At 74.1% G+C, this 24,341-nt stretch carries 6 protein-coding genes; all 6 read left to right on the top strand.

From position 1 onward, the window contains the following. Positions 1-511 precede the first annotated feature (511 nt). From O7620_RS05255 to O7620_RS05230, 6 genes are read left to right on the top strand one after another with little or no spacing between them, the layout of a single operon-like run. Entirely contained in the window at positions 512-12,397 is an 11,886-nt protein-coding gene (locus O7620_RS05255; protein WP_278122088.1) for a non-ribosomal peptide synthetase/type I polyketide synthase, read from the top strand. Beyond that, positions 12,394-15,675, top strand: a complete 3,282-nt coding sequence (locus O7620_RS05250) for an amino acid adenylation domain-containing protein (RefSeq protein WP_278122087.1) — start codon at positions 12,394-12,396, stop codon at positions 15,673-15,675. The genes O7620_RS05255 and O7620_RS05250 overlap by 4 nt, the downstream gene beginning before the upstream one ends. Beyond that, positions 15,668-16,735, top strand: a complete 1,068-nt coding sequence (locus tag O7620_RS05245; protein ID WP_278122086.1) for a TauD/TfdA family dioxygenase — start codon at positions 15,668-15,670, stop codon at positions 16,733-16,735. Before O7620_RS05250 ends, O7620_RS05245 begins: the two co-directional genes overlap by 8 nt. Further along, positions 16,732-17,748, top strand: coding sequence for a TauD/TfdA family dioxygenase (locus O7620_RS05240; protein ID WP_278122085.1), 1,017 nt, complete (start codon positions 16,732-16,734; stop codon positions 17,746-17,748). Before O7620_RS05245 ends, O7620_RS05240 begins: the two co-directional genes overlap by 4 nt. After that, on the top strand, positions 17,745-23,039 hold the full coding sequence (locus O7620_RS05235) for a non-ribosomal peptide synthetase (protein ID WP_278122084.1): 5,295 nt from the start codon (positions 17,745-17,747) through the stop codon (positions 23,037-23,039). The genes O7620_RS05240 and O7620_RS05235 overlap by 4 nt, the downstream gene beginning before the upstream one ends. Then, positions 23,036-24,211 carry an aminotransferase class I/II-fold pyridoxal phosphate-dependent enzyme gene (locus O7620_RS05230; RefSeq protein WP_278122083.1) on the top strand — a complete coding sequence of 392 codons (1,176 nt, stop codon included), beginning with the start codon at positions 23,036-23,038 and terminating at the stop codon, positions 24,209-24,211. The genes O7620_RS05235 and O7620_RS05230 overlap by 4 nt, the downstream gene beginning before the upstream one ends. Positions 24,212-24,341 lie beyond the last annotated feature (130 nt).

Below are 24,341 nucleotides of genomic sequence, written 5' to 3'. Positions count from 1 at the left end.
CGGTCACTGGCAAAAATGCGTGGATGCGGCAATTTAGTGCCCGATCATCGACACGAACCGATTCGACACACATTGATGCCGGCAGCCGTCTCGTACCGGAGTTCCGTCATCCAGTCGAGCACCGTGCACGGTTTCGACCCGTGCGACCGGCGGCAGTGGACGAACGCGCAACGAGCCGCACCGAACGCATCGACGCCCGACACGATCTGTGGATCCCATCAAAGATCACCAGTGCAATCATGTGACAGGCAATCGCATCGGAAGAGCGACAGCTGTCGCATGAACGACTGGTCGCCGTCACCGACATAGGTAGCTTCGAGCCGCGGGGCGACCGGTCGGTCGGACAGCACCATCCCCGCACCATCGCCGCGGCCGCTCCACCGGTGCCGCCGACCACGTCGACCAACCGTCACAGCAGGTTCGGATGCGAGGTCCCGAGCCACTGCTGGGACCGGACCGCCGCGTCGGTGGCCGCCCAGCCGCTGCTGGCACCAGGAAGGAGGCGGACACGATGACCGACGTCATGAGGCCCCGGCAGGTGACTCCGGTCGTGCCGCGCTGGCGCGACCCGGCCGGCGATCCGGTCGCGGCCACCCACGAGCAACGCCAGATGTGGTCGCTGAGCCGCCTCGACCCCGATCCGGCCAGCTATCTCGTGCCGCTGGCGTACCGGCTCCGCGGGCCGCTGGACGTGGCGGCGTTGGCCGCGGCGCTCGACGCGCTGGTGGCCCGGCACGCCGCGCTGCGTACCACCCTGGCGCCCGACGACACGCCGGCGGGGCCGACGGAGGTCCACGACGCGACGCCGCCCCTGGTCCAGGTCGTCCAGGAGCCACAGCCGGGGCTGTTGCGGGTGTACGACCTGAGTGGGCTGCCCGCGTGGCAACGCGACCAGGAGATACCGGCCCGGATGCACGCGGAGACGCGCATCCCGCTCGATCTGCGACGCGGACCGGTGCTGCGCGCGAGCCTGCTGCGCTGCGCGGCGGACGAGCACGTCCTCCTGCTGACGTTTCACCACGTCGCCATCGACGAGTGGTCACTCGGCATCCTGCACGACGAGTGGGAACGGCTCTACGCCGCGCATCGCGCCGGACGAGCGGCGGCCCTCGACCCGGTCACCGTCGACCTACGCGATCACGCCGCGTGGCAGCACGACTGGCTGAACGGGGCTCAGGCAGCCGCGCAACGCGACCATTGGCACACGCAGCTCGCCGACGCGCCCGCCACCCTGGAGCTGCCCACCCGGGGCCCCCGGCCCGAGGTGCCGTCCGGCGCGGGGGCCACCCTGTCGTTCCCGCTGGACGTGCCCGCCGACGGGCTGCTGGCACTGTGCCGCCGCGTCGGCGCCTCCCCGTACATGGTCATGCTGGCGACGCTGCACGTCCTGCTGGCCCGCTGGACGGGGCAGGACGACGTCGTGATCGGCACACCGGTGGCGAATCGGCGACGGGCCGAGGCGCAGAAGCTCGTCGGGCTGCTGCTCAACACCGTCGCCGTCCGGGCCCGACTGGACGACGACCCGTCGTTCGAGACGCTGCTGCGACGGGTCCGCAGCGCAGCCCTGGAGGCTCTGGACAACCGCGAGCTTCCCTTCGCGACGCTGCTGGAGTCGCTGCGCCCGGCCCGCCGACCCGGCTTCACCCCGCTGTTCCAGGTGATGTTCGTGTACGGCCGCGAGGCCGCACCGCCCACCCTCGACGGCCTCGAGGTCACTCCCATCGAGGTGCCCGCCAGCACCGCCAAGTTCGACCTCACCGTCTCGGTCCGGGAGAACGCCGACGGCGTACGGACCGTGGTGGAGTACCGCACCGATCTGTTCGACGCCGACACGATGACGCGTCTCGCCGGCCACTTCCAGACGCTGCTGCGCTCGCTGCTGGCCGATCCGGACGCACCGGTCGGCTCGGCCGCGATGCTCACCCCCGACGAGTACCACCAGCTCGTCGTGGAGGCGAACGACACGGCCACGCCCACCGGACCCGACGATCTGGTCCACGTGCTGATCGAACGGCAGGCACGCCACGACCCCGACGCGGTGGCGGTGACCGACGGGGACCGCGCGCTGAGCTACGACGAGCTGCACACGACGGCCGAGGCGTTGGCGGAGACACTGCGCGGGCGGGGCGTCGGCGTCGGCAGCCTGGTGGGTGTGCTGCTGCCCCGCGCTGTCCCGTTCGTGGTGGCGGTGCTCGCCGCGCTGCGAGCCGGCGCGGCCTACGTACCCATGGATCCGGCGAACCCACCCGCCCGGCTGCGGTATCTGATCGACGACACGGCCACGCCGGTCGTGCTCACCTGCGCGGAGCTGGCGCACCTGGTGCCCGACGGCGTGGCGCTGCTGGTTCCCGACCTGGACACGCCGGTTGCGCGCAGCGGAGCGGGTCGGGAGGCCGCCGGCCCGCGGCGGCGGCCGCGGCGGCGACCGATGCCCACGGCGGACGACCTCGCGTACGTGATCCACACCTCCGGGTCCACCGGCCGTCCCAAGGGTGTCATGGTCACCCATCGGGGCGTCGGCAACTACGTTCGTTGGGCCGCCCAGGCCTACCGGCTGCGCCCCGGGGACACCGTCCCGCTGCACTCGTCGGTCGGGTTCGACCTGACCGTCACGAGCCTGCTGGTGCCGCTCGCCAGCGGGGCCACCGTGCTGATGATCGGGGAACACCTCGGCCCGGAGGCGCTCGGCGAGGCACTGCGCCGCCAGCGGCCGGCGTTCGGCCTGGTCAAGATCACGCCGGCCCAGCTCGACCTCGTCAGCCACCAGCTCGGCCCCGCCGAGATGGCCGACCGCACCCGGTGCTTCGTGATCGGCGGCGAGAACCTGCGCGCCGACCAGGTGGCGGCCTGGCGGGCGTACGCCCCGGGCACCGCGCTGGTCAACGAGTACGGGCCGACGGAGACCGTGGTTGGCTGCGCCGCGTACGAGGTCGACGCGGACACGCCGTCCGACGGGTCCGTCCCGATCGGACGGCCGATCGCCAACACCGAGCTGTACGTGCTGGACGCCTGGCGCAACCCCGTCCCGGTGGGCGTGATCGGCGAGCTGTACGTCGGCGGGGCCGGCGTGGCGCGCGGCTACCTGCACCAGCCCACCGTCACGGCGGCGCGGTTCGTCCCGCACCCCTTCTCGTCCGTCGCCGGCGCGCGGTTGTACCGCACCGGCGACCTGGTACGCCTGCGCCCGGACGGCAACCTCGAATACCTGGGGCGCACCGACAACCAGGTCAAGCTGCGCGGTTACCGGATCGAGTGCGGCGAGATCGAGGCCGCCGTCCGACGGTGCCGCCCGGGCAGCGACGTCACGGTGCAGCTGCGCCGCGACGACCCCGACGACCCGCGACTGGTCGCATACGTGGCCGGCGGGACCGACGCGGCGGGCCTGCGCGCGGCGCTCACCGCCGAGCTGCCGCCCTACCTGGTGCCGGCCGCGTTCGTCTTCCTCGACGCGCTGCCGCTGACCCGCAACGGCAAGGTGGACGTCGCCGCGCTGCCCGCCCCCGGTCCGGACGCGCCACGGCAGCGCGTGGCCGCTGAACCGGAGCGACCGGCGACCGAACGACCGCCGACCGCACCCGCCGGACCCGGAGCGGTGCAATGGGACGCCGCCCGGATCGGCCTGGAGCGGCTGGTCGTGGACGTCTGGCGCGACGTGCTCGGCGTCGGGCACGTCGGGACGCGGGACAACTTCTTCGACCTCGGCGGGCACTCGATGCGCCTGCTGGCCGTCCTGAAACGGCTCCAGGAACGGCTCGGGGACGTCGTCACGGTCACCGACCTGTTCCGCAACCCCACCGTCGAGTCCCTGGCGACGTTCCTCACCGCCGCCACCACCGGCACGGCCGCTCCGGCCGCCCCCGCCACGCTGGCCCACCCCGCTCGGGCACGAACCGGCACGACCGACCAGCCAAGCGGCCTGATCGCCGTCGTCGGCATGGCCTGTCGCTTCCCCGGCGCGCGGAGCATCGACGAGTACTGGCACAACATCCGCGCCGGGGTGGAGTCGGTACGGGAGTTCACCGTCGAGGAGATGCTGGCAGACGGGGCGGACCCGACCCGGCTCGACGACCCCGCATACGTGCGCTCCGGCACCTGGCTGCCCGGGATAGACGAGTTCGACGCGGCCTTCTTCGGCATCACACCCCGGGAGGCGCAGACCCTCGACCCGCAGCACCGGATGCTGCTGGAGTGCGCGTGGCACGCGCTGGAACACGCGGGCTACGACCCGTCCGGCCACGCCGGCCGGATCGGCCTGTTCGCCGGATCGGGTCGCAGCACGTACCTGCTCGACCACCTGAGCGGCCACCCGGAGCTGATGCACACCATCGGCGAGCACCAGTTGTCCATCAGCAACGACAAGGACTTCCTGCTCAGCCGGGTCGCCTACAAACTCGACCTGACCGGCCCCGCCGTCACCGTGGCCACGGCCTGTTCGACCTCGCTGGTGGCCGTGCACCTCGGCCGGCAGAGCCTGCTGACCGGCGAGTCGGACCTGGTCCTGGCCGGCGGGGTCAGCGTCTTCCCGGCGCAGCGGCGCGGTTACCTGTACCACGACGGCGGCGTGTACTCCCCGGACGGACACTGCCGCCCGTTCAGCGCCGACGCGCGCGGCAGCATCGCCTCCAGCGGGGTCGGCATCGTCGCGCTCAAGCGGCTGGAGGACGCGGTCGCGGACAACGACACCGTCTACGCCGTGATCCGTGGTTCCGCGATCAACAACGACGGCGCCCGCCGCACCGGCTACACCGCGCCGGGTGTCGACGGCCAGGTCGCGGTGATCAGCAGTGCCCTCGCGTCGGCGGGTGTGGACCCCCGCTCGGTGAGCTATGTCGAGGCGCACGGCACGGGCACCAGCCTCGGCGACCCCATCGAGGTGACCGCCCTGACCGAGGCGTTTCGACGGGGCACGGACGAGCAGGGCTTCTGCGCCCTCGGCTCGGCAAAGGCCAACATCGGGCACACCGACGCCGCGGCCGGTGTGGCCGGCCTACTCAAGACGGTCATGGCGCTGTACAGCCGTACGCTGCCGCCGACCATCAACGTAAGCCGACCCAACCCGGCGATCGACTTCGCGAGCAGCCCGTTCTACCTCAACGACACCGCCCGGCCGTGGCCCGGTGACGGCCCGCGCCGGGCGGGGGTCAGCTCATTCGGCATGGGCGGCACGAACGCCCACGTCGTGCTGGAGGAGCCGCCGGCGACGGCCGCCGTGGCACCGGCCACGCCGGCCACCGGGCCGCACCTGTTGACCGTGTCGGCACGTACCGTCGAATCGCTGGAGCGGCAGACGCGCCAGCTCCGCGACTGGCTCGCCGCGCACCCGGAGGCGGACCTCGCCGACGTGGCGGCCAACCTGGCCCGGCGCCAGCCGATGGCCCACCGGCGTTTCCTCGTCCCGGCGGACCGCGCCGACGCGCTGGTCGCCCTCGACGCGCCGCAGCGGCAGTTCACCGGCGCCCATCCCGGCGGCCGGCGGGCGCTGGTGTTCGCCTTCCCGGGGCACGGCGCCCAACACGTGGCGATGGGCGCCGGCCTGTACCGCACCGAGCCGACCTACCGGTCGGTGGTCGACGAGTGCGCCGACCTGCTCCGCGACGACCTGGGCCTCGACCTGCGGACGCTGCTGTGCCCGGCGCCCGACGGCCACCCGGAGGCGGAGCGGCTGCTCGCACGGCCGCGGCTGATCCAGCCCGCGCTGTTCGTCACCGAGTACGCCCTCGCCCGGTCGCTGCTCGCCCGCGGGATCACCCCGGACCTGATGGTGGGCCACAGCCTCGGCGAGTACGTCGCGGCGTGCCTCGCCGGCGTCTTCTCCCTGCCCGACGCGCTACGGCTGGTGAGCGCCCGCGGTGCCGCGGTCGAGCGGACCCCCGCCGGGGCGATGCTCGCGGTGAGCCTGCCCGAGGCCGCGGTGGCCGGGCTGCTGACGGGGGGCCTGGCGCTGGCCGCCGTCAACGGACCCGAGCTGTGTGTGCTGTCCGGCGCGCCGGAGGCGATCGAGGAGCTACGCCGGAGGTTGAGCGCCGACGGGGTCGACTGCCGGCCGCTGCGGGTCACCCGCGGCTACCACTCCCCCCTGCTCGATCCGGTGCTCGACGAGTTCGCCGACCACGCGCGCCGGGTGACCTACCACGAGCCGGACCGCCCGTACCTGACCAACCTGACCGGCGGCCCGGTCACCCCCGGGCAGGTCACCGACCCCGCCTACTGGGTGCGGCACATGCGGGAGCCGGTCCGGTTCGCCGAGTCGGCCGCGCTGCTCGCCGAGCAGGACGTCGTCCTCGCGGAGCTGGGCCCCGGGCACACCCTCGGTGGCCTGGCCCGGTTGGCCGGACTGCGACCCGGGCAGGTGGTGGCGACGATGCGGCATCCGCGCAGCGACGCCGACGACCTCACCACCATGCTCGACGCGGTCGGCCGTCTGTGGCTGTCCGGTGCGCAGGTCGACTGGCGAGCGTTCCACGGTGGCCCACGCACCCGCCTGGCGCTGCCCGGCTACCCCTTCGAGCGGCACCGCTACTGGGTGGATCCGGTCGCGCAGACCGGCCCGGCCCAGCCCGTGCCCGCCCCGCCGTCCCCGGACGACCCGCCGGCGCCCCCGCCCGTCGACGCCGGCAACCGGCCGGCGCTCAGCACGGCGTACGTCGCCCCGAGCACGCCCGGGCAGGAGTGCGTGGCCGAGCTGTGGACCGAGCTGCTCGGCATCCGGCCGATCGGGGCGCTCGACAACTTCTTCGAGCTGGGCGGGCACTCGCTGCTGGCCACCCAGTTCGTCGTACGGCTGCGGGCCCGGCTCGGCGTCGCGCTGCCGCTGGAGACGGTGTTCGCGACACCGACCGTCGCCGGGATCGCGGCCGCGCTGCCGGAGACCGGCGCCGTACCCGCCATCGCCGCCCCGCAGCCCGCCGCCCCGCAGCCCACGCCGAGCATCCCCCGCGCCGACCCCGATGCCGGACCGGCGCCGCTCTCCTCCGGGCAGCACCGGCTGTGGTTCCTCGACCAGGCGTACGAGCAGAACGCCTACACCGTCGGCACGGCCCTGCTGCTCGACGGCACCCTCGACGTCGACGCGCTGCGCACGGCCCTCGCGGAGCTGACCCGGCGACACGAGTCGCTGCGGACCGTCTTCCCGCTCGGAGACGACGGCGACCCCGTGCAGCAGGTGCTGCCACCCGGCCCGGTCGATCTGCCGATCGTGTCCGCGCCGACGGATGCGCACGCCATCTCGGCGGCCCCTCGCAGCATCGTGGAGTCGACGGTCGCCGACGCGGTGCCGCCGTGGGCGCACGCCGCCCTGGCCGCCGACGTCGGCCGCCCGTTCGACCTGGCCCGCGGGCCACTGTTCCGGGCCCTGTTGCTGCGCATCGCCGACGACCGGCACGTGCTGTCGCTGACCATGCACCACACCGTCTCCGACGGCTGGTCGCTCGGCATCATCGCCGGCGAGGTGGCCACCCTCTACGGCGCCGCCCTGGACGGGCGTCCCGCCCCGCTGCCCGAACTGGCCGTCCAGTACGGCGACTACGCGCGCTGGCAGCAGAGCCGGCTGGCGGACGCCGACAGCGACGACCTGCGGTACTGGCACGCGCAACTCGACGGGGTGGCGAGCGTCCTGGAGGTGCCCACCGACCGACCGCGACCTCCCGTGCAGACCTTCCACGGCGCGGTGCACGCCCGGGTGCTGCCCCCGGCGACCGCCGACGACCTGCGCCACTTCAGCCAGGCCCGGGGCGCCACCCTGGCCATGACGGTGCTGGCCGCGTGGAAGGCGCTGTTGTGGCGCTACACCGGCCAGCGGGACATCTGCGTCGGCACGCCGGTCGCCGGGCGGGTCCGCGCCGAACTCGAACCGATGGTCGGCTTCTTCGTCAACATGCTGCCGCTGCGCACCTCGATCGACGGTGAGTGGACCTTCGAGGATCTGCTCCGGCAGGTACGACGCACCGCGCTGGGCGCGTACGACCACCAGGAGGTGCCGTTCGAGCGGCTGGTGGACCTCGTCGACGCGCCCCGCGACCTCAGCCGGAACCCGCTGTTCCAGGTGATGTTCAACCTGCTGAACCTGCCCGAGCAGCGGGGCCTGGGGACGGCCGGGCTGCGGATGGTCCCGTTCGCCGTCGAGCCGGGCATCGCGCAGCAGGACCTCGCCCTGTACGCGTACGAGGTGGCCGAGGGGCTGCGGTTCCGGTTGGAGTACAACACCGACCTGTTCGACGCGGCGACCACCGAGCGGATGATGGGGCACCTGGAGACGCTGCTCGCCGCCGCCGTCGCCGACCCCGGCGTCACACTGGCGGACCTGGGCATCCTCACCCCCACCGAACGGGCCCGCGTCAGCGGGTGGAACGACACCGCCACCCCGCTCGGCTGGGCCACGACCGGCCCCGACGGGCGGACACCGACGCTTGTCGAGCTGATCGCACACCAGGTCGCCTCGAATCCCGACCGGCCCGCCGTGACGTTCGGGGCGACCACCCTGACCTACGCCCAGCTCAACACCCGGGCGAACCGGCTCGCGCACCGGCTCCGCCGGGCCGGCGTCGGCCCCGACGGCACGGTCGCCGTCTGCCTGCACCGCTGCGAGGACCTGCCGGTCACGCTGCTCGGTGTGCTCAAGGCCGGCGGCGCGTACGTGCCGGTGGACCCGGACTATCCGATCGAGCGGCAGCGGTACGTGCTGACCCACAGTGGGGCGTCGGTCCTGGTCACCGAGCCGGGCCTCGTCGACCGCTTCGCCGGGTACGCCGGCGAGGTGCTGCTCACCGGCGCGCCGCCGGACGCCGGGCCGGAGACCGACCCCGAGCCGCTGGCCGGGCCGGACCACCTCGCGTACGTGATCTACACGTCCGGGTCGACGGGTCACCCCAAGGGGGTCCGGGTGACGCACGGCGCGGTCGTTAACACCCTGGCCGCCATGCGCGACCGGCCGGGTCTGACCAGCGACGGCACGATGCTCGCGATGGCCAGCTTCGCCTTCGACATGTCCGTACCGGAACTGTTCCTGCCCCTCGTGGTCGGCGCCCGGATGCTGCTGGTGGGACGCGACGTCGGCTACGACGCGCCGCGGCTGGCGGCACTGCTCGCCGAGGAGGGGGTCACCCTGGCCCAGGGCACCCCGGCGACCTGGCGGCTGCTGATCGAATCCGGCTGGACCGGACTGCCCGGCCTGACCGCCGTGTGCGGCGGCGACGCGGTGTCCGCGCCGCTGGCCCGGCAGCTGGCCGGACGGGTCGGGGCGCTGTGGAACCTCTACGGCCCCACCGAGGCCGCCGTCTGGACCACGATGGACCGTCTCGAGCCCGGGTTCACCCACCTGTCGATCGGCCGCCCGATCGGCAACATGCGCGCCTACGTGCTCGACCCGCAGATGGCCCCCGCCCCGGTGGGCATTCTGGGTGAGCTGTACCTCGGCGGCCCGGGACTGGCGCGCGACTACCTCGGCGATCCGGATCTCACCGCGCAGCGGTTCGTGCCGGACCCGTTCGGCGACGGCAGGTTGTACCGCACCGGCGACCTCGGTCGATGGCTGGCCGACGGCCGCAGCGAGTTCGTCGGCCGCAGCGACTCGCAGGTGAAGGTCCGCGGCTTCCGCATCGAACTCGGCGAGATCGAGGCGGTGCTGCGCCGCCACCCGACCGTCCGGGACGCCGCGGTCGTCGTACGCGAGGACGACGGCGAGAAGAGCATCGCCGCCTACCTGACGCTGACCACCGGGGCGAGCGCCGACGGGCCGGCGGCAGGAAACCCCGTACCCGACTTCGACGTCGACCCCGCGCCCTGGCGGGCGTTCGCCCGCACCTACCTGCCCGACTACATGATCCCGTCCGCGTTCGTGGTGCTCGACCGGATGCCGCTCAGCGCCAACCGCAAGGTCGACCGGGCCGCCCTGCCGGCGCCGGTCCGCGGCGGGACCAGAGTCGGCGCGACGCCGCCGGACACCCCGCTGCGCACGGCCCTCGCTCAGCGGTGGGCGCGGGTGCTCGGGTACGACAGCGTCGGCATCGACGACGACTTCTTCGACCTCGGCGGCGACTCCTTCACGGCGATCAAGGCGTTGGCCGGCAACGATCCGGCGATCAGCGTCCTCGACCTGTTCCGCCACCCGACGATCCGGGCGTTGACCGACCACCTGGACGCGACCGGAGGGTCGGCGGGTCGGCTGCTGCACGAGCTGACTCCGGAGCGACCGGCGACGCCGACGCGGCTGACGCTGGTGTGCGTACCGTTCGGCGGTGGAAGCGCGATCACCTTCCAGCCCCTCGCCGACGCCCTCCCGGCGGGCGTGCGGCTGTACGCCCTGGAGCGGCCCGGTCATGACCTGAACCGCCCGGACGAGCCCCTGCTCGGCATGGACGAACTGGTGGACCGCTGCGTGACCGAGGTCGTCGACCAGATCGTCGGCCCGGTCGCGGTGTACGGGCACTGCGTGGGCGGCGCGGAGGCGGTCGAGCTGGGCCGCCGGCTGGAGGCGGCCGGTGTCGAGCTGACCGGCGTGGTCATCGGCGCCCACTTCCCCGCCCCGCGGCTGCCCGGGCGGCTGTTCGGCTGGCTGCGCCGATGGTTCCCGATGGAGCGCTGGTGGTCCAAGCGGCGGACCCTGGAGGCGCTGCGCGCGATGGGCTTCTTCACCGAGGTCTTCGACGAGCACGAGAAGGACTTCGTGATGCGGGTGGTGCTGGCCGACGCCGCGAAGGCCGAGGACTACTACACCGCCGTCTACGCGGAGGGTCCGCCGCGGAAGTTGTCCGCACCGATCGTCAGCGTCGTCGGCAGCGGTGACCGCGCCACCGAGTTGTACGAGGAGCGGTACCTGGAGTGGGAGTTCTTCTCCGACCGGGTGTCGCTGGAGGTCATCGACGGCGCCGGGCACTACTTCGCCAAACACCAGCCCGCCGACGTGGCACGCATCCTCCTGGCGACCTGCGATCCGTCGGTCGACGACGCACCACCGCAGGCCACCACCGCGGCGGCGGTCGCCGCGCCGACGACGGATCGCACCCCACCCACCGCGCGTCGTGCGATGCCCAGCCTGACGGTCTTCTACCTGATCGCGATGGGTCAGCTCGTCTCGCTCATCGGCAGCGGACTGACCGGTTTCGGCATGGGCCTGTGGGTCTACCAGCAGACCGGATCGGTCTCGCTGTTCGCCACGGCCACCGTCCTGGCGCTGCTGCCCGCCGTCGTGCTGTCCCCCGTCGCGGGCGCGTTGGCCGACCGGTGGGACCGACGCCTGATCATGATCGTCGCGGACTGCCTGGCCGCCACCGGCACGGTGAGCCTCGCCCTGCTGCTGTGGCTCGGCCAGCTTCAGCTCTGGCACGTGTTCACCGCCATCACCGTCACCGCCGTGGCGACCGCCTTCCAGCTACCCGCCTACCTGGCGGCCGTCACACAACTGGTGCCGAAGCGGTACTACGGGCGCGCCAACGGCATCGTCTCCCTCGGCACCGCGACGAGCACGGTGCTGGCGCCGCTGCTCGGCGGTGCGCTGGTGATCGCGGTGGGGCTGCGCGGGATCGTCGTCATCGACCTGCTCACCTTCGCCGTGGCGGTGGCCGTGACCCTGTCGGTCCGGTTCCCGGACACCCTGTTCGTCCGGCAGGAGGAGTCGTTCCGGCGGGCGGTCCTGGGCGGCTGGCGGTTCATCGTCCGCCGGCACGGACTGGTGGCCCTGGTCGTGCTGACCGCGTCGCTGAACTACTTCTTCGCCATGGTCGAGGTGCTGGTCACCCCGCTGACCCTGTCGTTCGGCGACCCGGCGGTGCTGGGCCGTGTGCTCGCCGCCAGCGGCATCGGCATGCTCGTCGGCTCGGCCCTCATGGGAGTGTGGGGCGGCACCGCCCGCCGGACGACCGGCATCCTGGCCAGCATCGTGCTCCTCGGCGCGTCGCTGCTCACGGTCGGCCTGCGCCCGAACCCGCTGTTCCCGGCGCTCGGCCTGTTCGGCATGGGCCTGGCCACGGCCCTGGTGAACACGCACTGGCTGGCCATCGTGCAGGCCAAGGTCGGGCTGGATCTGCAGGGACGGGTGCTGTCCATGGGTCAGATGCTGTCCTGGCTGATGGTGCCGGCCGGGTTCCTCTCCGCCGGTCCGCTCGCCGAGCACGTCTTCGCCCCGTTGGTGTCGCCCGACGGTGCGCTGGCCGCCGTCGTCGGCACCGGACCGGGCCGCGGCATGGCCCTCGCGGCGATCGTCGCCGGGCTCTGCTCCCTCGCTCTCGCCGCCGTCGGCATCGCCTACCGACCGATCCGCGACGTCGAGGCCGAACTGCCCGACAACGATCCCGGCACGGTCATCGTCGCCGACAAGGACCGTCTCCAGGCCGAGGCCGACCGCCGGCTCGCCGCGCACCGAGGCCGCGCGGACGCCCCTGCCCGCTCCGGTGGTCGTCGATGAGCGCCCCCGCCCGACCTGCCGGCCCGACCCGGCGAGCCGGCGGCCGCCGGGCCACCGGTGTACCCGCCGACGTGGACTGTCTGCACCGGATGGTGGCCGCGCAGGCCGCCCGGACCCCGGAGGCGGAGGCGGTACGGCACACCGACCGCTCGTGGTCGTACCGCCAGCTCGACGAGGCGGCGAACCGGCTGGCCCGGCTGCTGCTCGCCCGGGGCGTGACCCGGGAGGATCGCGTCGGCGTCTGCCTGCCGCGAACGCCCGACCTGGTGGTCGCCCTGCTGGCCGTGCTCAGGGCCGGCGCCGCTTACGTGCCGCTGGACCCCGCGTACCCCCCGGCCCGGGTGGCCTTCATGACCGCCGACTCGGGGGCTCGGCTGGTGCTGACCCACGCGGACCTCGCCGACCGGTTCCCCGACCTGGCCGTCCCGATCGACCGGCTCGACCTCCCCGGGGACGGCACCGACCCGGCGGTGCCGTCGACGCCGACGGATCTGGCGTACGTCATCTACACCTCCGGCTCCACCGGGCGGCCGAAGGGCGTGGCCATCGAACACCGCTCGGCGTCGGTGCTCATGCACTGGACCCGGCAGACCTTCGACGACGCCGAACTGGGCGGCCTGCTCGCCGCCACGTCGGTCTGCTTCGACCTGTCCATCTTCGAGATCTTCGGCCCGCTCTGTTGGGGCGGCCGGGTACTGCTCGTCGACGACGTGCTGGCCCTCGCCGCCCCCGGGGCGGATCGACTGCCGGTCACCCTGGTCAACACCGTGCCCTCGGCGATGGGGGAACTCCTCACCGCCGACGCCCTACCGCCGACCGTGCGAACGGTCTGCCTGGCCGGCGAGCCGCTGACCGCCGCGCTGGCCGCCCGGGTCTGGGCGCGTCCACACGTACGCCGGCTCTGCAACCTCTACGGCCCGTCCGAGGACACCACCTACTCCACCTGGGCGGAGGTGCCGCCGGACAGCGGTGACCCGCCGATCGGCCGGCCGCTGCCGCAGACCCGGGCCTACGTTCTCGACCCGGACGGCCGGCCGGTCCCGCCGGGTGATCCGGGCGAGCTGCACCTGGCCGGGGCGGGCCTGGCCCGGGGCTATCTCGACCGGCCGGCGGAGACCCGGGCCCGGTTCCTGCCCGACCCCTTCCGCACCGGCGAGCGGATGTACCGCACCGGCGACCGGGTCCGGCTACGCCCGGACGGGCAGTTGGCCTACCTGGGGCGGCTCGACGACCAGGTGAAGCTGCGGGGCTACCGGATCGAGCTGGGTGAGGTCGCCGCCCGTCTCGCCGCCCTGCCCGGCGTACGCGAGGCGAGCGCCGCCGTGCGGGAGGGACCGAGCGGGGATCCGCTGCTGGTCGGCTACCTGGTCGGCGAGCGGCACGACGACGTCCGGGCCCGGCTGGCCGGGGTGCTGCCCGCACCGCTGGTCCCCGCGACCGTGGTCTGGCTGGACCGGCTGCCCACCCTGCCCAACGGCAAGGTGGACCGCGCGGCGCTGCCCTCCCCCGCCCTCGGCGCCGACGCCCGGACCGCCGCCAACGCGCTCGACGGGACGGCCGGCACGGTGGCGGCCGTCTGGCGCGAGCTGCTCGGCGTACCGGTCACCACTCCCGACAGTGATTTCCTGACCCTCGGCGGGGATTCCCTGCTCGCCGTCCGCTGCGCCACCCGGCTGGCCGCCGCGACCGGGCGCCCGGTCCGGCCGGGCGACCTGTTCGCCCACCCGACCGTCGCCGCGTTGGCGGCCCACCTCGACGAGCTGGCCGCCGACGTGTCGCCGAACGGGCTCACCGTCACACCGACACCGGCCGGCCCGACACCGGCCGGCCCGACACCGGCCGACTCGGCACCGCTGTCGGCGGCGCAGACCCGGCTGTGGTTTTTGCACCGGCTCGACCCGGCGGACACCTCGTACCTGCTGGCCGTCGCCGTACGGTTCGGCGCGCCGCTGGATCCCGACCGGCTGGTCCGGGCGCTGCGACGGGTGGTCGACCGGCATCCGGCCCTGCGCACGGTGTTCCCCTCCGGACCGGACGGACCGGTGCAACGCGTCCGCCCGACCGCCGGACCGCCGCCGATCGTCGCGCCGCCCGAACCGGGCACGCCCCTCGACGAGCGGCTCGCCCGGCTCACCGTCGAGGCCACCCGGGCCCCGATGGACCTGGCCACCGGACCGTTGCTCCGCGCCCACCTGGTGCTCGACGACGACGGGCGGGCGGTCGCGTTGCTGCTGGTCGTGCACCACATCATCTGCGACGACTGGTCGTTCGGGCTGATCGTGCGCGAGCTGGCCCGGGCGTACGACACCGAGGGAGACGCCCAGGCCGTGCCGGAGGCCCCCGTGGCCGGGCCGGCGGTGTTCGCCCTGGCCCAGCGGGACTGGCTTTCCGGGCCGGCGGGGCGGCGGGCGCTGGCCGACGTCCTCGACGAGCTGCACGGCGCACCCGACCTGCTCGACCTGCCAGCCGCTCCACCGGACCGGCTCGACCGAGCCGCGGCCACGACCGGACCGGACCTACCGCCGACCGCCGGGCGGCCGACTCCGCCAGCCAGGTCCGCGCCAGCGGGGATGTCCGCGCCGCCGCCGAGGATCACCGCGCGGTCCGGCGACGCACTGAGGGCCACTGTGGACACCGCCACCGTCGACGCCGTACGCGAGCTGGCCCGGACCGCGCGGGTCAGCCTGCACATGGTCGGGCTGGCCGCGTTCGCGGCCCTGCTCGGCGCGGCCACCGGCCGCGACGACCTGCTGATCGGCGTGGCCTTCGCCGGCCGGACCAGCGTCGCCGCCGAAGAGAGCGTCGGCTGTCACGTCAACACCGTGCCGCTGCGGCTGCGCCCGGCACCCGGGCGGCGTTTCGCCGACCTGCTCGACGAGGCCCGCCGGGTCACCCTGTTCGCCGCCGCCCACCAGGACGTCCCCTTCGACCTGCTGGTGGAACGGCTACAGCCCAGCCGCCGGCCGCACCGCACCCCGTTGGTGCAGGTCGCCTTCGGCGTGCAGAACGCCCCACCGGCCCGGCACCGCGGCGTGGCCGGCATCGAGTTCACCGGCGTGGAGCTGACCCCGGACACCGCCCGGCTCGACCTGACCCTCTGGCTCGACGAGCGGCGGGACGGGCTGGAGGCGCTGTGGACGTACCGCACCGACCTGTTCGACCACGACGGGGTGGTCGCGTGGCACCGCCGGTTCACGGCGCTGCTGCGCACCGCCGCCGCCGACCCCCGGCGCAGTCTGGCCGACTGCGTCGACACCCTGGGAGCGAGAGATGACTGAGCAGACCCGGGTCGCGCGGAGCATTCCCCGTCGCGGCCGTGAACGGAACCTGGTGGACGTACGCCCCGACTGGCCCGGCGGTCCGCTGCCGGCGCTGGTCCGGGCCAACGTGCCCGACGTGGATCTGGCCGGCTGGCTGGCCGGGCACCGCGACGAGGTCGACGAGCTGGCCCGGCGGCACGGGGCCGTGCTGTTCCGGGGATTCGCGGTGGCCGGCGCCGACGACTTCCGCGTCGTGATGGCCGCCCTCTCCGACGAGGTGCTCTCGTACGGCGAGCGCTCCTCACCGCGCAGCCAGGTCACCGAGGGGGTGTACACCTCCACCGAGCACCCCGCGGACCAGCCGATCGTGCTGCACAACGAGCAGTCGTACACGGTGAACTGGCCCCTGCGGATCGTGTTCCACTGCGAGGTGGCGCCGGCCGCCGGCGGGCGCACCCCGCTCGCGGACAGCCGCCGGGTGCTCGCCCGGCTCCGCCCGGAGACCGTCGCCGGCTTCGAGCGGCGCGGGGTGCTCTACCGGCGCAACTACCTGCCCGGCATCAGCCTGACCTGGCAGACCGCGTTTCAGACCGAGCGGCGCGAGGACGTCGAGGCGTACTGTGCCCGCGCGCTGGTCGACGTCGAGTGGGTCGGTGACCGGCAGCTGCGGACCCGGCAGGTTCGCCCGGCGGTACGCCGTCACCCGGTCACCGGGGAGCCCACCTGGTTCAACCACGCGCTGTTCTTCCACGTCACCTCCCTGCCCGACGACGTCAGCGCCGGCCTGCGGGCCGCCGTCGACGAGGAGGACCTGCCCTACCAGACCGCGTACGGCGACGGCACGCCCATCGACGACGAGGTGCTGGCCGAGCTGCGGGCCGCGTACGCCGCCGAGACCCGGTCCTTCGACTGGCAGCGCGGCGATGTGCTGCTGGTGGAGAACATGCTCGCCGCGCACGCCCGGGAGCCGTTCACACCGCCCCGGCGGATCCTCACCGCGATGTCCGACCCGGTCGCCGCTCCCGAGCTGACCGGGGCGGCCGGTTCCGGCTCGGCGCCGAACGGGGACCGGCCGTGAGCGGGCCGGCGCCGCGCCGACGCGGTACGGGCACGGTCAGCTCGCCGGTGTCCCGGCGGGTGCTCGTGGATGACGAGTTCGTGCTGCTCGTCGAGGCCGCCGTGCCCGATCTCGACCTGGCCGGTTGGCTCGCCGGCCGGCGCGAGGAGCTGCTGGCGGACCTGGACCGCTACGGGGCGGTGTACTTCCGCGGCTTCGAGGTACGCACCCCCGACGACTTCAGCCAGTCCGCCCGGACGGTCAGCCCGGACCTGCTCGGCTACCTGGAACGAGCCGCGCCCCGGCACGAGGTGGCCGACCGGGTGTTCACCTCCACCGAGTTCAACGCCGAGCAGTGGATCCCGCTGCACCACGAGATGTCCTACTCGCACAACTGGCCCAGCTACCTCTACTTCTGGTGCGCGCAGCCGGCCACCGGCAGCGGCGGGGCCACCCCGCTGGCCAGCGAGCGGGTCATCACCCCGCTCATCCCCGCCGACGTGCGGGAACGGTTCCTCCGCTCCGGCGTCTGCTACGTGCGCAACTACGGCCCGCACCTGGACCTGCCGTGGCAGGAGGCGTTCCAGACCACCGACCGGGCGGAGGTCGAGGCGTACTGCGCCGCGTCGGCGACCGAGTTCACCTGGCTGGGCTCCGACGGGCTGCGGACCCGGGCTCGGCGGCAGGCGGTCGCCACGCATCCGCGTACCGGGGAGACGGTGTGGTTCAACCACGCCCATCTGTTCCACGTGTCGAACATGCCGACCGAGGTGTCCGGCGCGCTGCTGCGCGAGTACGGCCCGGAGGGGCTGCCCCGCAACGCGTACTTCGGCGACGGTGAGCCGATCCCCGACGAGGTGGTCAGCGGGCTGCGCGCCCGGTATCGGGAACACGCGGTGTCGGTTCCCTGGCAGCGCGGCGACGTGCTGGTGGTGGACAACTTCCTGGCGACCCACGGTCGCGAACCCTTCAGCGGCGACCGGCAGATCCTGGTCGCGATGTCCGACCTCTACGTCAACCGGAGCGTCCTGTGAACGGCTACCGCCTGTCCCCCGTCCAGCGGCTCGCCTGGTCCGGCAAGCAGGATCTGATCCGGGCGCGGGTGCGGCTCGACCGTCCGCTGGACCGGGCGCGGTTGCAGGCCGCCCTGGACACGGTGGTGGCCCGGCACGAGGCGCTGCGGCTGACCCTGGTGCACCACCCCGGTCTGCGGGTGCCCATGCAGGATGTCGACGACAGTCGCGCCGTCACCGTCGGCGCGCAGGGTGAGGTGTCGGTGACCCTCACCGACGACGTTTTGGAGCTGACCGCCACACCGCTGATCGCCGACCCGGCCAGCCTGCGCCTGGTCCTCGCCGACCTTGCCCGGGCGTACGCCGGCGAGGCGCTGCCGGAGGATCCGGAGGCGCTGCAGTTCCTCGACGTCGCCGAGTGGCAGGTCGAGGAGCGCGAGCAGGCCCCCGCCGCCGCACCGGCCGCGTCGGCCGCACGGCTGGTCACCCCGCACGGCGACGACCCGACCGCCGTGGTGTCCGCGACGGTCTCCGCCGCCGAGCTGACCGACGTGGCCCGGGCCGCCGACGTCGAGCCGGGCACGGTGCTGCTGGCCGCGTGGGCGCTCGCGGTGTCCCGCCGGGCCGAGGCGCCGGAGGACGCCGACGAGGTGGATCTGGTGCTGGGCCGGTGGAACGACGGCCGCCACGCCGCCGGCACGGCCGAGGTGGTGGGCCCGCTGGGCGGCTACGGTCCGCTGCGGTTGGCCCTGCCGCTGCCCACCGCACCCGCCGAACTGCTGGCCCTCGTGCGCGCCGCCGAGACCGCCGCCGACGACACGTTCCACCTGGTCGACCCGGTCGACGAGCACTCCGGGGCGGTCGCCGGCTTCGCGGCGCCGCCCGTTGCCGACCCGGCCGCGGTGGCCGCACTCGGTGGCGTCGCCGTCGAGGTCACCGTCCCTCCGGCGGCCGTCGGCCCGCAGGTGACCGCGTTGACCGACGGCGAGCGGATCACCCTGCACGTGGTCGGCGGCCAGTGGCTGCTCGACGCCCTGCTGGCGGTCCTGCGGACCCTGCCCGCCGCGCTCACCACCGGCGTCGCGCCGGCCGTGCTCGGTGACGCCGAGGCCCGCTGGCTGGCCGACGCGGCCGGAACGCCGTCGCAGGCGTCGGCGCGTACCCTCGTGGACCTGCTCGACGCGGGCCTCGCCGGCATGGACCAGCAGGCTGCGGCGGTCGTCGCCGCGGACGGCGTGTACACGGCCGGTGAGCTGCGGGAGCGGGCCGCGCGGGTGGCCGGGGCACTGGCCGCGCGCGGCCTCGCCGGCGCCCCGGTCGGGGTGCTGGCCGCCCGGTCCCGGGACACCGTCGTGGCGTTCCTCGGCGTGCTGCGCGCCGGGGCGGTCTACGTTCCGCTGGACCCGGACGCGCCGCTCCAGCGGCTCCTCGCCCAGGCTGACGTGGTCGGCGCGCAGGACGTCGTGGGCGATGGCACCGCGGCGACCGTCACGGTCGACGACCTCGTCGCGGCCGGCGCCCGCCCGCCCGCCACCGTGCCCGCCCCGGCCGACCCGGCGTACGTCATCTTCACCTCCGGCTCGACCGGCACCCCCCGCGCGGTGCAGGTGTCGCACGGTGCCGCCGCGCACCTGGCCGACGCCCTGGAACACGCCGTGTACGCGGACAGCCGCCCCGGCCTGCGGGTGGCGGTGAACGCCCCGCTCACCTTCGACGCCTCGGTGAAGCAGCTCGTGCAGCTCGGCCACGGCCGCAGCCTCTACCTGGTGCCCGAACAGGCCCGCCGGGACGGGGCGGCGCTGGCCGCGACGCTGGCCGACCACGACGTCGACGTGCTCGACCTGACCCCCTCCCAGCTGCGCATCCTGCTCGCCGGGGCGGGCGACACCCGGCTGCCCGGCCTGCTGCTGCTCGGCGGGGAGGCGCTCGCACCCGACCTGTGGGAGGCCCTCGCCGCGCTGCCCGACGTCCGGGCGGTCAACCTGTACGGGCCGACGGAGTGCACGGTGGACACCAGCGCCGCGCAGGTGCGTACCGGGGACGGCCCGACCATCGGCCGGCCATTGCCCGGCGTCGCGGTCTGGGTGCTCGACGAGCAGTCGCGGCCGGTGCCTCCCGGCGTGGCCGGAGAGCTGTGCGTCAGCGGTGCGCAGCTCGCCGACGGGTACCGGGGCGATCCGGAGGCCACCGCGCGGCGGTTCGTGTCGGTGCCGCTGCCGTCCGGCCGCACCGAGCGGGTGTACCGCACCGGCGACCGGGTCCGCTTCGACGCCGAGCGGCGGCTGCGGTACCTGGGCCGGCTCGACGACCAGGTGAAGATCCACGGATTCCGGGTGGAACCCGGTGAGGTCGCGGCCGTCCTGCGCGGGCACCCGGAGGTGGCCGACGCCGCGGTGGTGGCCCGCGACGACGACGGGCACGGCGACCGGCTCGTCGCCTATGTCCGGCCGGGTGACCGGCCGGCCGCCGTCGATGTCGACCGGATCGCGGGGGTCAACCCACACGAAACCCGCTACCTGTACGACGAGATCTTCGTCCAGCAGGTCTACCTGCGCGACGGCATCGTGCTGCGGCCCGGGGCCACCGTGCTCGACGTGGGCGCGAACATCGGCATGTTCTCGCTGTTCGTGCACACCGTCTGCCCGGACGCCACGATCCACGCGTTCGAGCCGGTGCCCTCGGTGGCCGAGGTGCTGCGCCGCAACGTCGCCGAGTTCGGCGTACCGGCCACCGTGCACGCCGTCGGGCTGTCCCGCACGGCCGGCGAGGTGTCCTTCACCTACTACCCGGGCTACTCGATGATGTCCGGCCACGCCGCGTACGCCGACCCCGACGCCGAGGTCGCGGTGATCAAACGGTTCCTCGCCAACGAGCGTGACGCCGGTGCCCAGACCCGCGACGTGCTGCTCGGCCGGGTCGACGAACTGCTCGCGGAACGCTTCGCCGGCCGGGACCTCAGCGTGCCGGTGCGACCGCTGTCGGCCGTCCTCGACGAGTTGGCACCGGAGCGGATCGACCTGCTGAAGATCGACGTGCAGCGCGCCGAGGCCGACGTGCTCGCCGGGCTGGAGGATCGGCACTGGCCGCTGATCGCGCAGGTCGCCATGGAGGTGCACGACGCACCCGGCACCGACACCGAGGGCCGGCTGGCCGAGCTGGTCGCCGGCTTCGAGGCGCGCGGCTTCGAGGTGGTGACCCGGCAGGACGACCTGCTCGCCGGCACCGACCGGCACACCCTGCACGCCGTGCGGCCCGAGTACGCCGCCGATCCGCGCCCGGCCGTGATCGTCCCGACCGGCACCACGGCGGGACCTCTCGACGAGCGGCTCACCGGCTGGTTGGCCGACCGGCTCCCGGCCCACCTGGTGCCGGCCGCGGTGGTGCTCCTCGACGAGCTGCCGCTGACCCGCAACGGCAAACTCGACCGGGCGGCGTTGCCCGCGCCCCGCCTCGACCGGCCCCGGGACGGCACCGCCGTGGCGCCCGCAGACCGGGCCGAGGAGATCCTGGTGGAGGCGTGGCGTGAGGTTCTCGGGGTGGCGACCGTCGGCGTGACGGACACCTTCTTCGCGCTCGGCGGCGACTCCATCCGCAGCATCCAGATGCAGGTCGCGGCGAACAGGCGGGGACTGTCGTTCCGGCTCAGCGACATCTTCACGTACCAGACGATCCGCGAGCTGGTGACCCACGGCGAGATCACCCTCACCGGTACGGACACCGGCCCGGCCGTCGCCGCGGCGGAGCCGGCCGGACGCTTCGACCTGGTCGCCGACGCCGACCGGGACCGGCTGCCCGCCGGGCTCGCCGACGCGTACCCGATGACGACCCTGCAGCAGGGCATGGTCTACCACTGTGAGCTGACCGGCGACCCGGCCATGTACCACAACGTGACCGCGCACCGGATCGCCGCGCCGCTGGACGCGCCCGCGCTGCGGCGCGCGCTGGCCGGTCTGGTGGCCACCCACCCGGTGCTCCGGACCGGGTTCGCGCTGGGCGCGTACTCCGAGCCGCTACAGCTCGTGCACGCCGACGTGCCGGTCGACGTGCCGGTGACGGATCTGACCGGTGTCGACCCGCGGACCCGCCGGGCACGGATCGACGACCTCGTCGCGGCGGAACGGGTCCGGCCCTTCGACGTGACCCGTCCGCCGCTGCTGCGGCTGCACGCCGTGCGGGAGGACGCCGACACGTTCACCCTGATCATCGCCGAGTTCCACGCGATCCTCGATGGCTGGAGTCTGCACCTGTTCCGTACCGACCTGCTCGCCGCGTACGACCGGGAGCGCGCCGGCACGGCCCATCCGGCCCACCCCGGCCTGCCGTTCCGGGAGTACGTGGCCGCCGAGCGACGCGCCCGAGCCGATGAGGCAAGCCGCCGGTTCTGGCTGGACGGCCCCGGCGCGGTGCCGCCGCTGCTGCTCGGTGGGGCGGCCCCGCGCACCACCACCACCCAGCAGGTGCCGCTGAGAGCGGGCACCACCGACCGGGTCACCGAGGTGGCCCGGGCCGCCGGCGTGCCGGTCAAGTCCTGGCTGCTCGCCGTCCACCTGCGCACGCTCGGCGAACTCGCCGGCCGCGACGACGTGGTCAGCGGGCTGGTGGTCGGCGGCCGACCGGAGGGCGAAGGCAGCGACGCCACCCTCGGGCTGTTCCTCAACACCCTGCCGGTCGGCGTGCGGCTGGGCACCCGCTCGCTGGCCGAGCTGGCGGCCGAGGTGTGGCGGGTCGAACGAGACATGATGGGGCACCACCGATTCCCGCTCGCCGAGATCGTCCGAGCCGGCGGGGCCGGGCCAGGGTTCGACCACTTCTTCAACTGGACCCACTTCCCGAACGGACCCGCCGGCGGCGAGACCCGCATCGTGGACAGTCGCGGCGTCACCGTGGACGTGGCGTTCAGCCTCGCCGTCGACGCCGAACTGGACCCGGACACTGGCCGCCTGGCCCTCACCGTCCAGTACGACCACCGCACCATCGGCGGGGACCGGGTGGATGCCCTCGCCGACGGCTTCCGCCGGTTGCTGGCGGCCGACCCGGACGCGCCGCTGCCCGCCGTGCCCAGCGTGGGGCAGGCGGCCGGCGGCGACGCGCGGGCGCGGTGGGCGGCCCAGGTGGCGGCGGCCTGGCAGGAGGTCCTCGGCGTCGCGCCCGGTCACCCGGCGACCGGGTGGTCGGCTGCCGGTGGGGACTCGCTGCGTGCCCTACGACTGGTCACCATGCTGCGCCAGCGCCACGGCAGCGACCTCACGCTGTCCGAGTTCGTGACATTGGACAGCTACGGCAAACTGGTGGACCGGGTGGCCCGTTCGTGACCGGCTTCGGCACGGTCGCCGTGCACGGCGACGACGGACTGATCCCCGGTGGAGCCGTGGCGCCGCCGATCGCGCAGAGCGTGACCTTCAGCGCCGAGTCCGACGAGCAGTTCACCGCGATCGCCACCGAGACGCGGGGCAGTGCCTTCTACACGCGCTACGGCAACCCGAACCACGCCCAGGTGGCCGCCGTCGTCGCCGAGCTGGAAGGCGCGCAGACGGGTCTGGTCACCGCGTCCGGGATGGGCGCGATCAGCACCCTCGCGCTGACCCTGCTCTCCGCCGGCGACCACGTGGTGGTACAGCGCAGCACGTACGGCGGGACCACCTCGCTCGCCACCGGACTGCTGCCCCGATTCGGGGTGTCGTACACCCAGGTCGACCAGACCGACACCGCGGCGTTCGAACGGGCGATGCGACCGCGGACCCGCCTCGTCCTGCTGGAGACGCCGAGCAATCCGCTGCTGGAGCTGACCGACCTGACGGCCGTGGCGGAGCTGGCCCACGCGGCCGACGCGCTGGTGGTGGTCGACAACACCTTCGCCACGCCGATCAACCAGCGTCCGATGGCCCTCGGCGCGGACCTGGTCTGGCACAGCGGCACCAAGTTCCTCGGCGGCCACTCCGACGTGTCGGCCGGGGTGATCGTCGGCTCCGCCGAGCTGGTCGAGCGGGTGTGGCAGACGGCCATCGTCACCGGCAGCACCCTCGGACCGGTGGACGCGTGGCTGCTGCTGCGCGGCATCCGTACGCTGCCGCTGCGGGTGCAGCGGCACAACGACAACGCGCTGGCCCTGGCCCGCGCCCTGGAAGACCATCCGGCGGTGGCCCGGGTCCGTTACCCGGGGCTGCCGTCGCACCCGCAGCACGCGCTGGCGGGTCGGCAGATGACCGGCTTCGGCGGGGTGCTCAGCATCGACCTGAGGGCGGGCCGGGCCGGTGCCGCCGCGCTGCTGGCCGGGTTGCGGTTGGCCAAGCGGGCGGCCAGCCTGGGCAGCGTCAGCACGCTGGTGGTGCATCCCCGGTCGATGTGGGCCGGCATCGTGGACGCCGAGCAGTTGGCCGCCGCCGGCATCGGCGACGGGCTGGTCCGCGTGTCCACCGGCATCGAGGACACCGCCGATCTGGTGGACGACTTCCTCGCGGCGGCGGACAGGGCGACCGGCGACTGATCCCCTGGGTCGCTCGACGAGACACCAGCGCGGCGGTGCTGTTCGTGCGGCATCCGAGCGTCCGGCGCCTCGCGTGGGCCGCGCACCGGCACGGCGTGTTGCGCGAACTACGCCGCAGGCCGTGACCCTC

The organism is Micromonospora sp. WMMD710, assembly GCF_029626045.1.
Taxonomy (GTDB): Bacteria; Actinomycetota; Actinomycetes; order Mycobacteriales; family Micromonosporaceae; genus Micromonospora.
The sequence above is the reverse complement of the archived record's forward strand: the minus strand, read 5'-3'. Positions and strand labels throughout refer to the sequence as shown.

What these genes read in the sequence shown, in the direction of transcription:
- O7620_RS05255 (WP_278122088.1), top strand. Translation starts at nt 512, where the DNA reads ATGACCGACGTCATGAGGCCCCGGCAGGTGACTCCGGTCGTGCCGCGC.
- O7620_RS05245 (WP_278122086.1), top strand. Translation starts at nt 15,668, where the DNA reads ATGACTGAGCAGACCCGGGTCGCGCGGAGCATTCCCCGTCGCGGCCGT.
- O7620_RS05250 (WP_278122087.1), top strand. Translation starts at nt 12,394, where the DNA reads ATGAGCGCCCCCGCCCGACCTGCCGGCCCGACCCGGCGAGCCGGCGGC.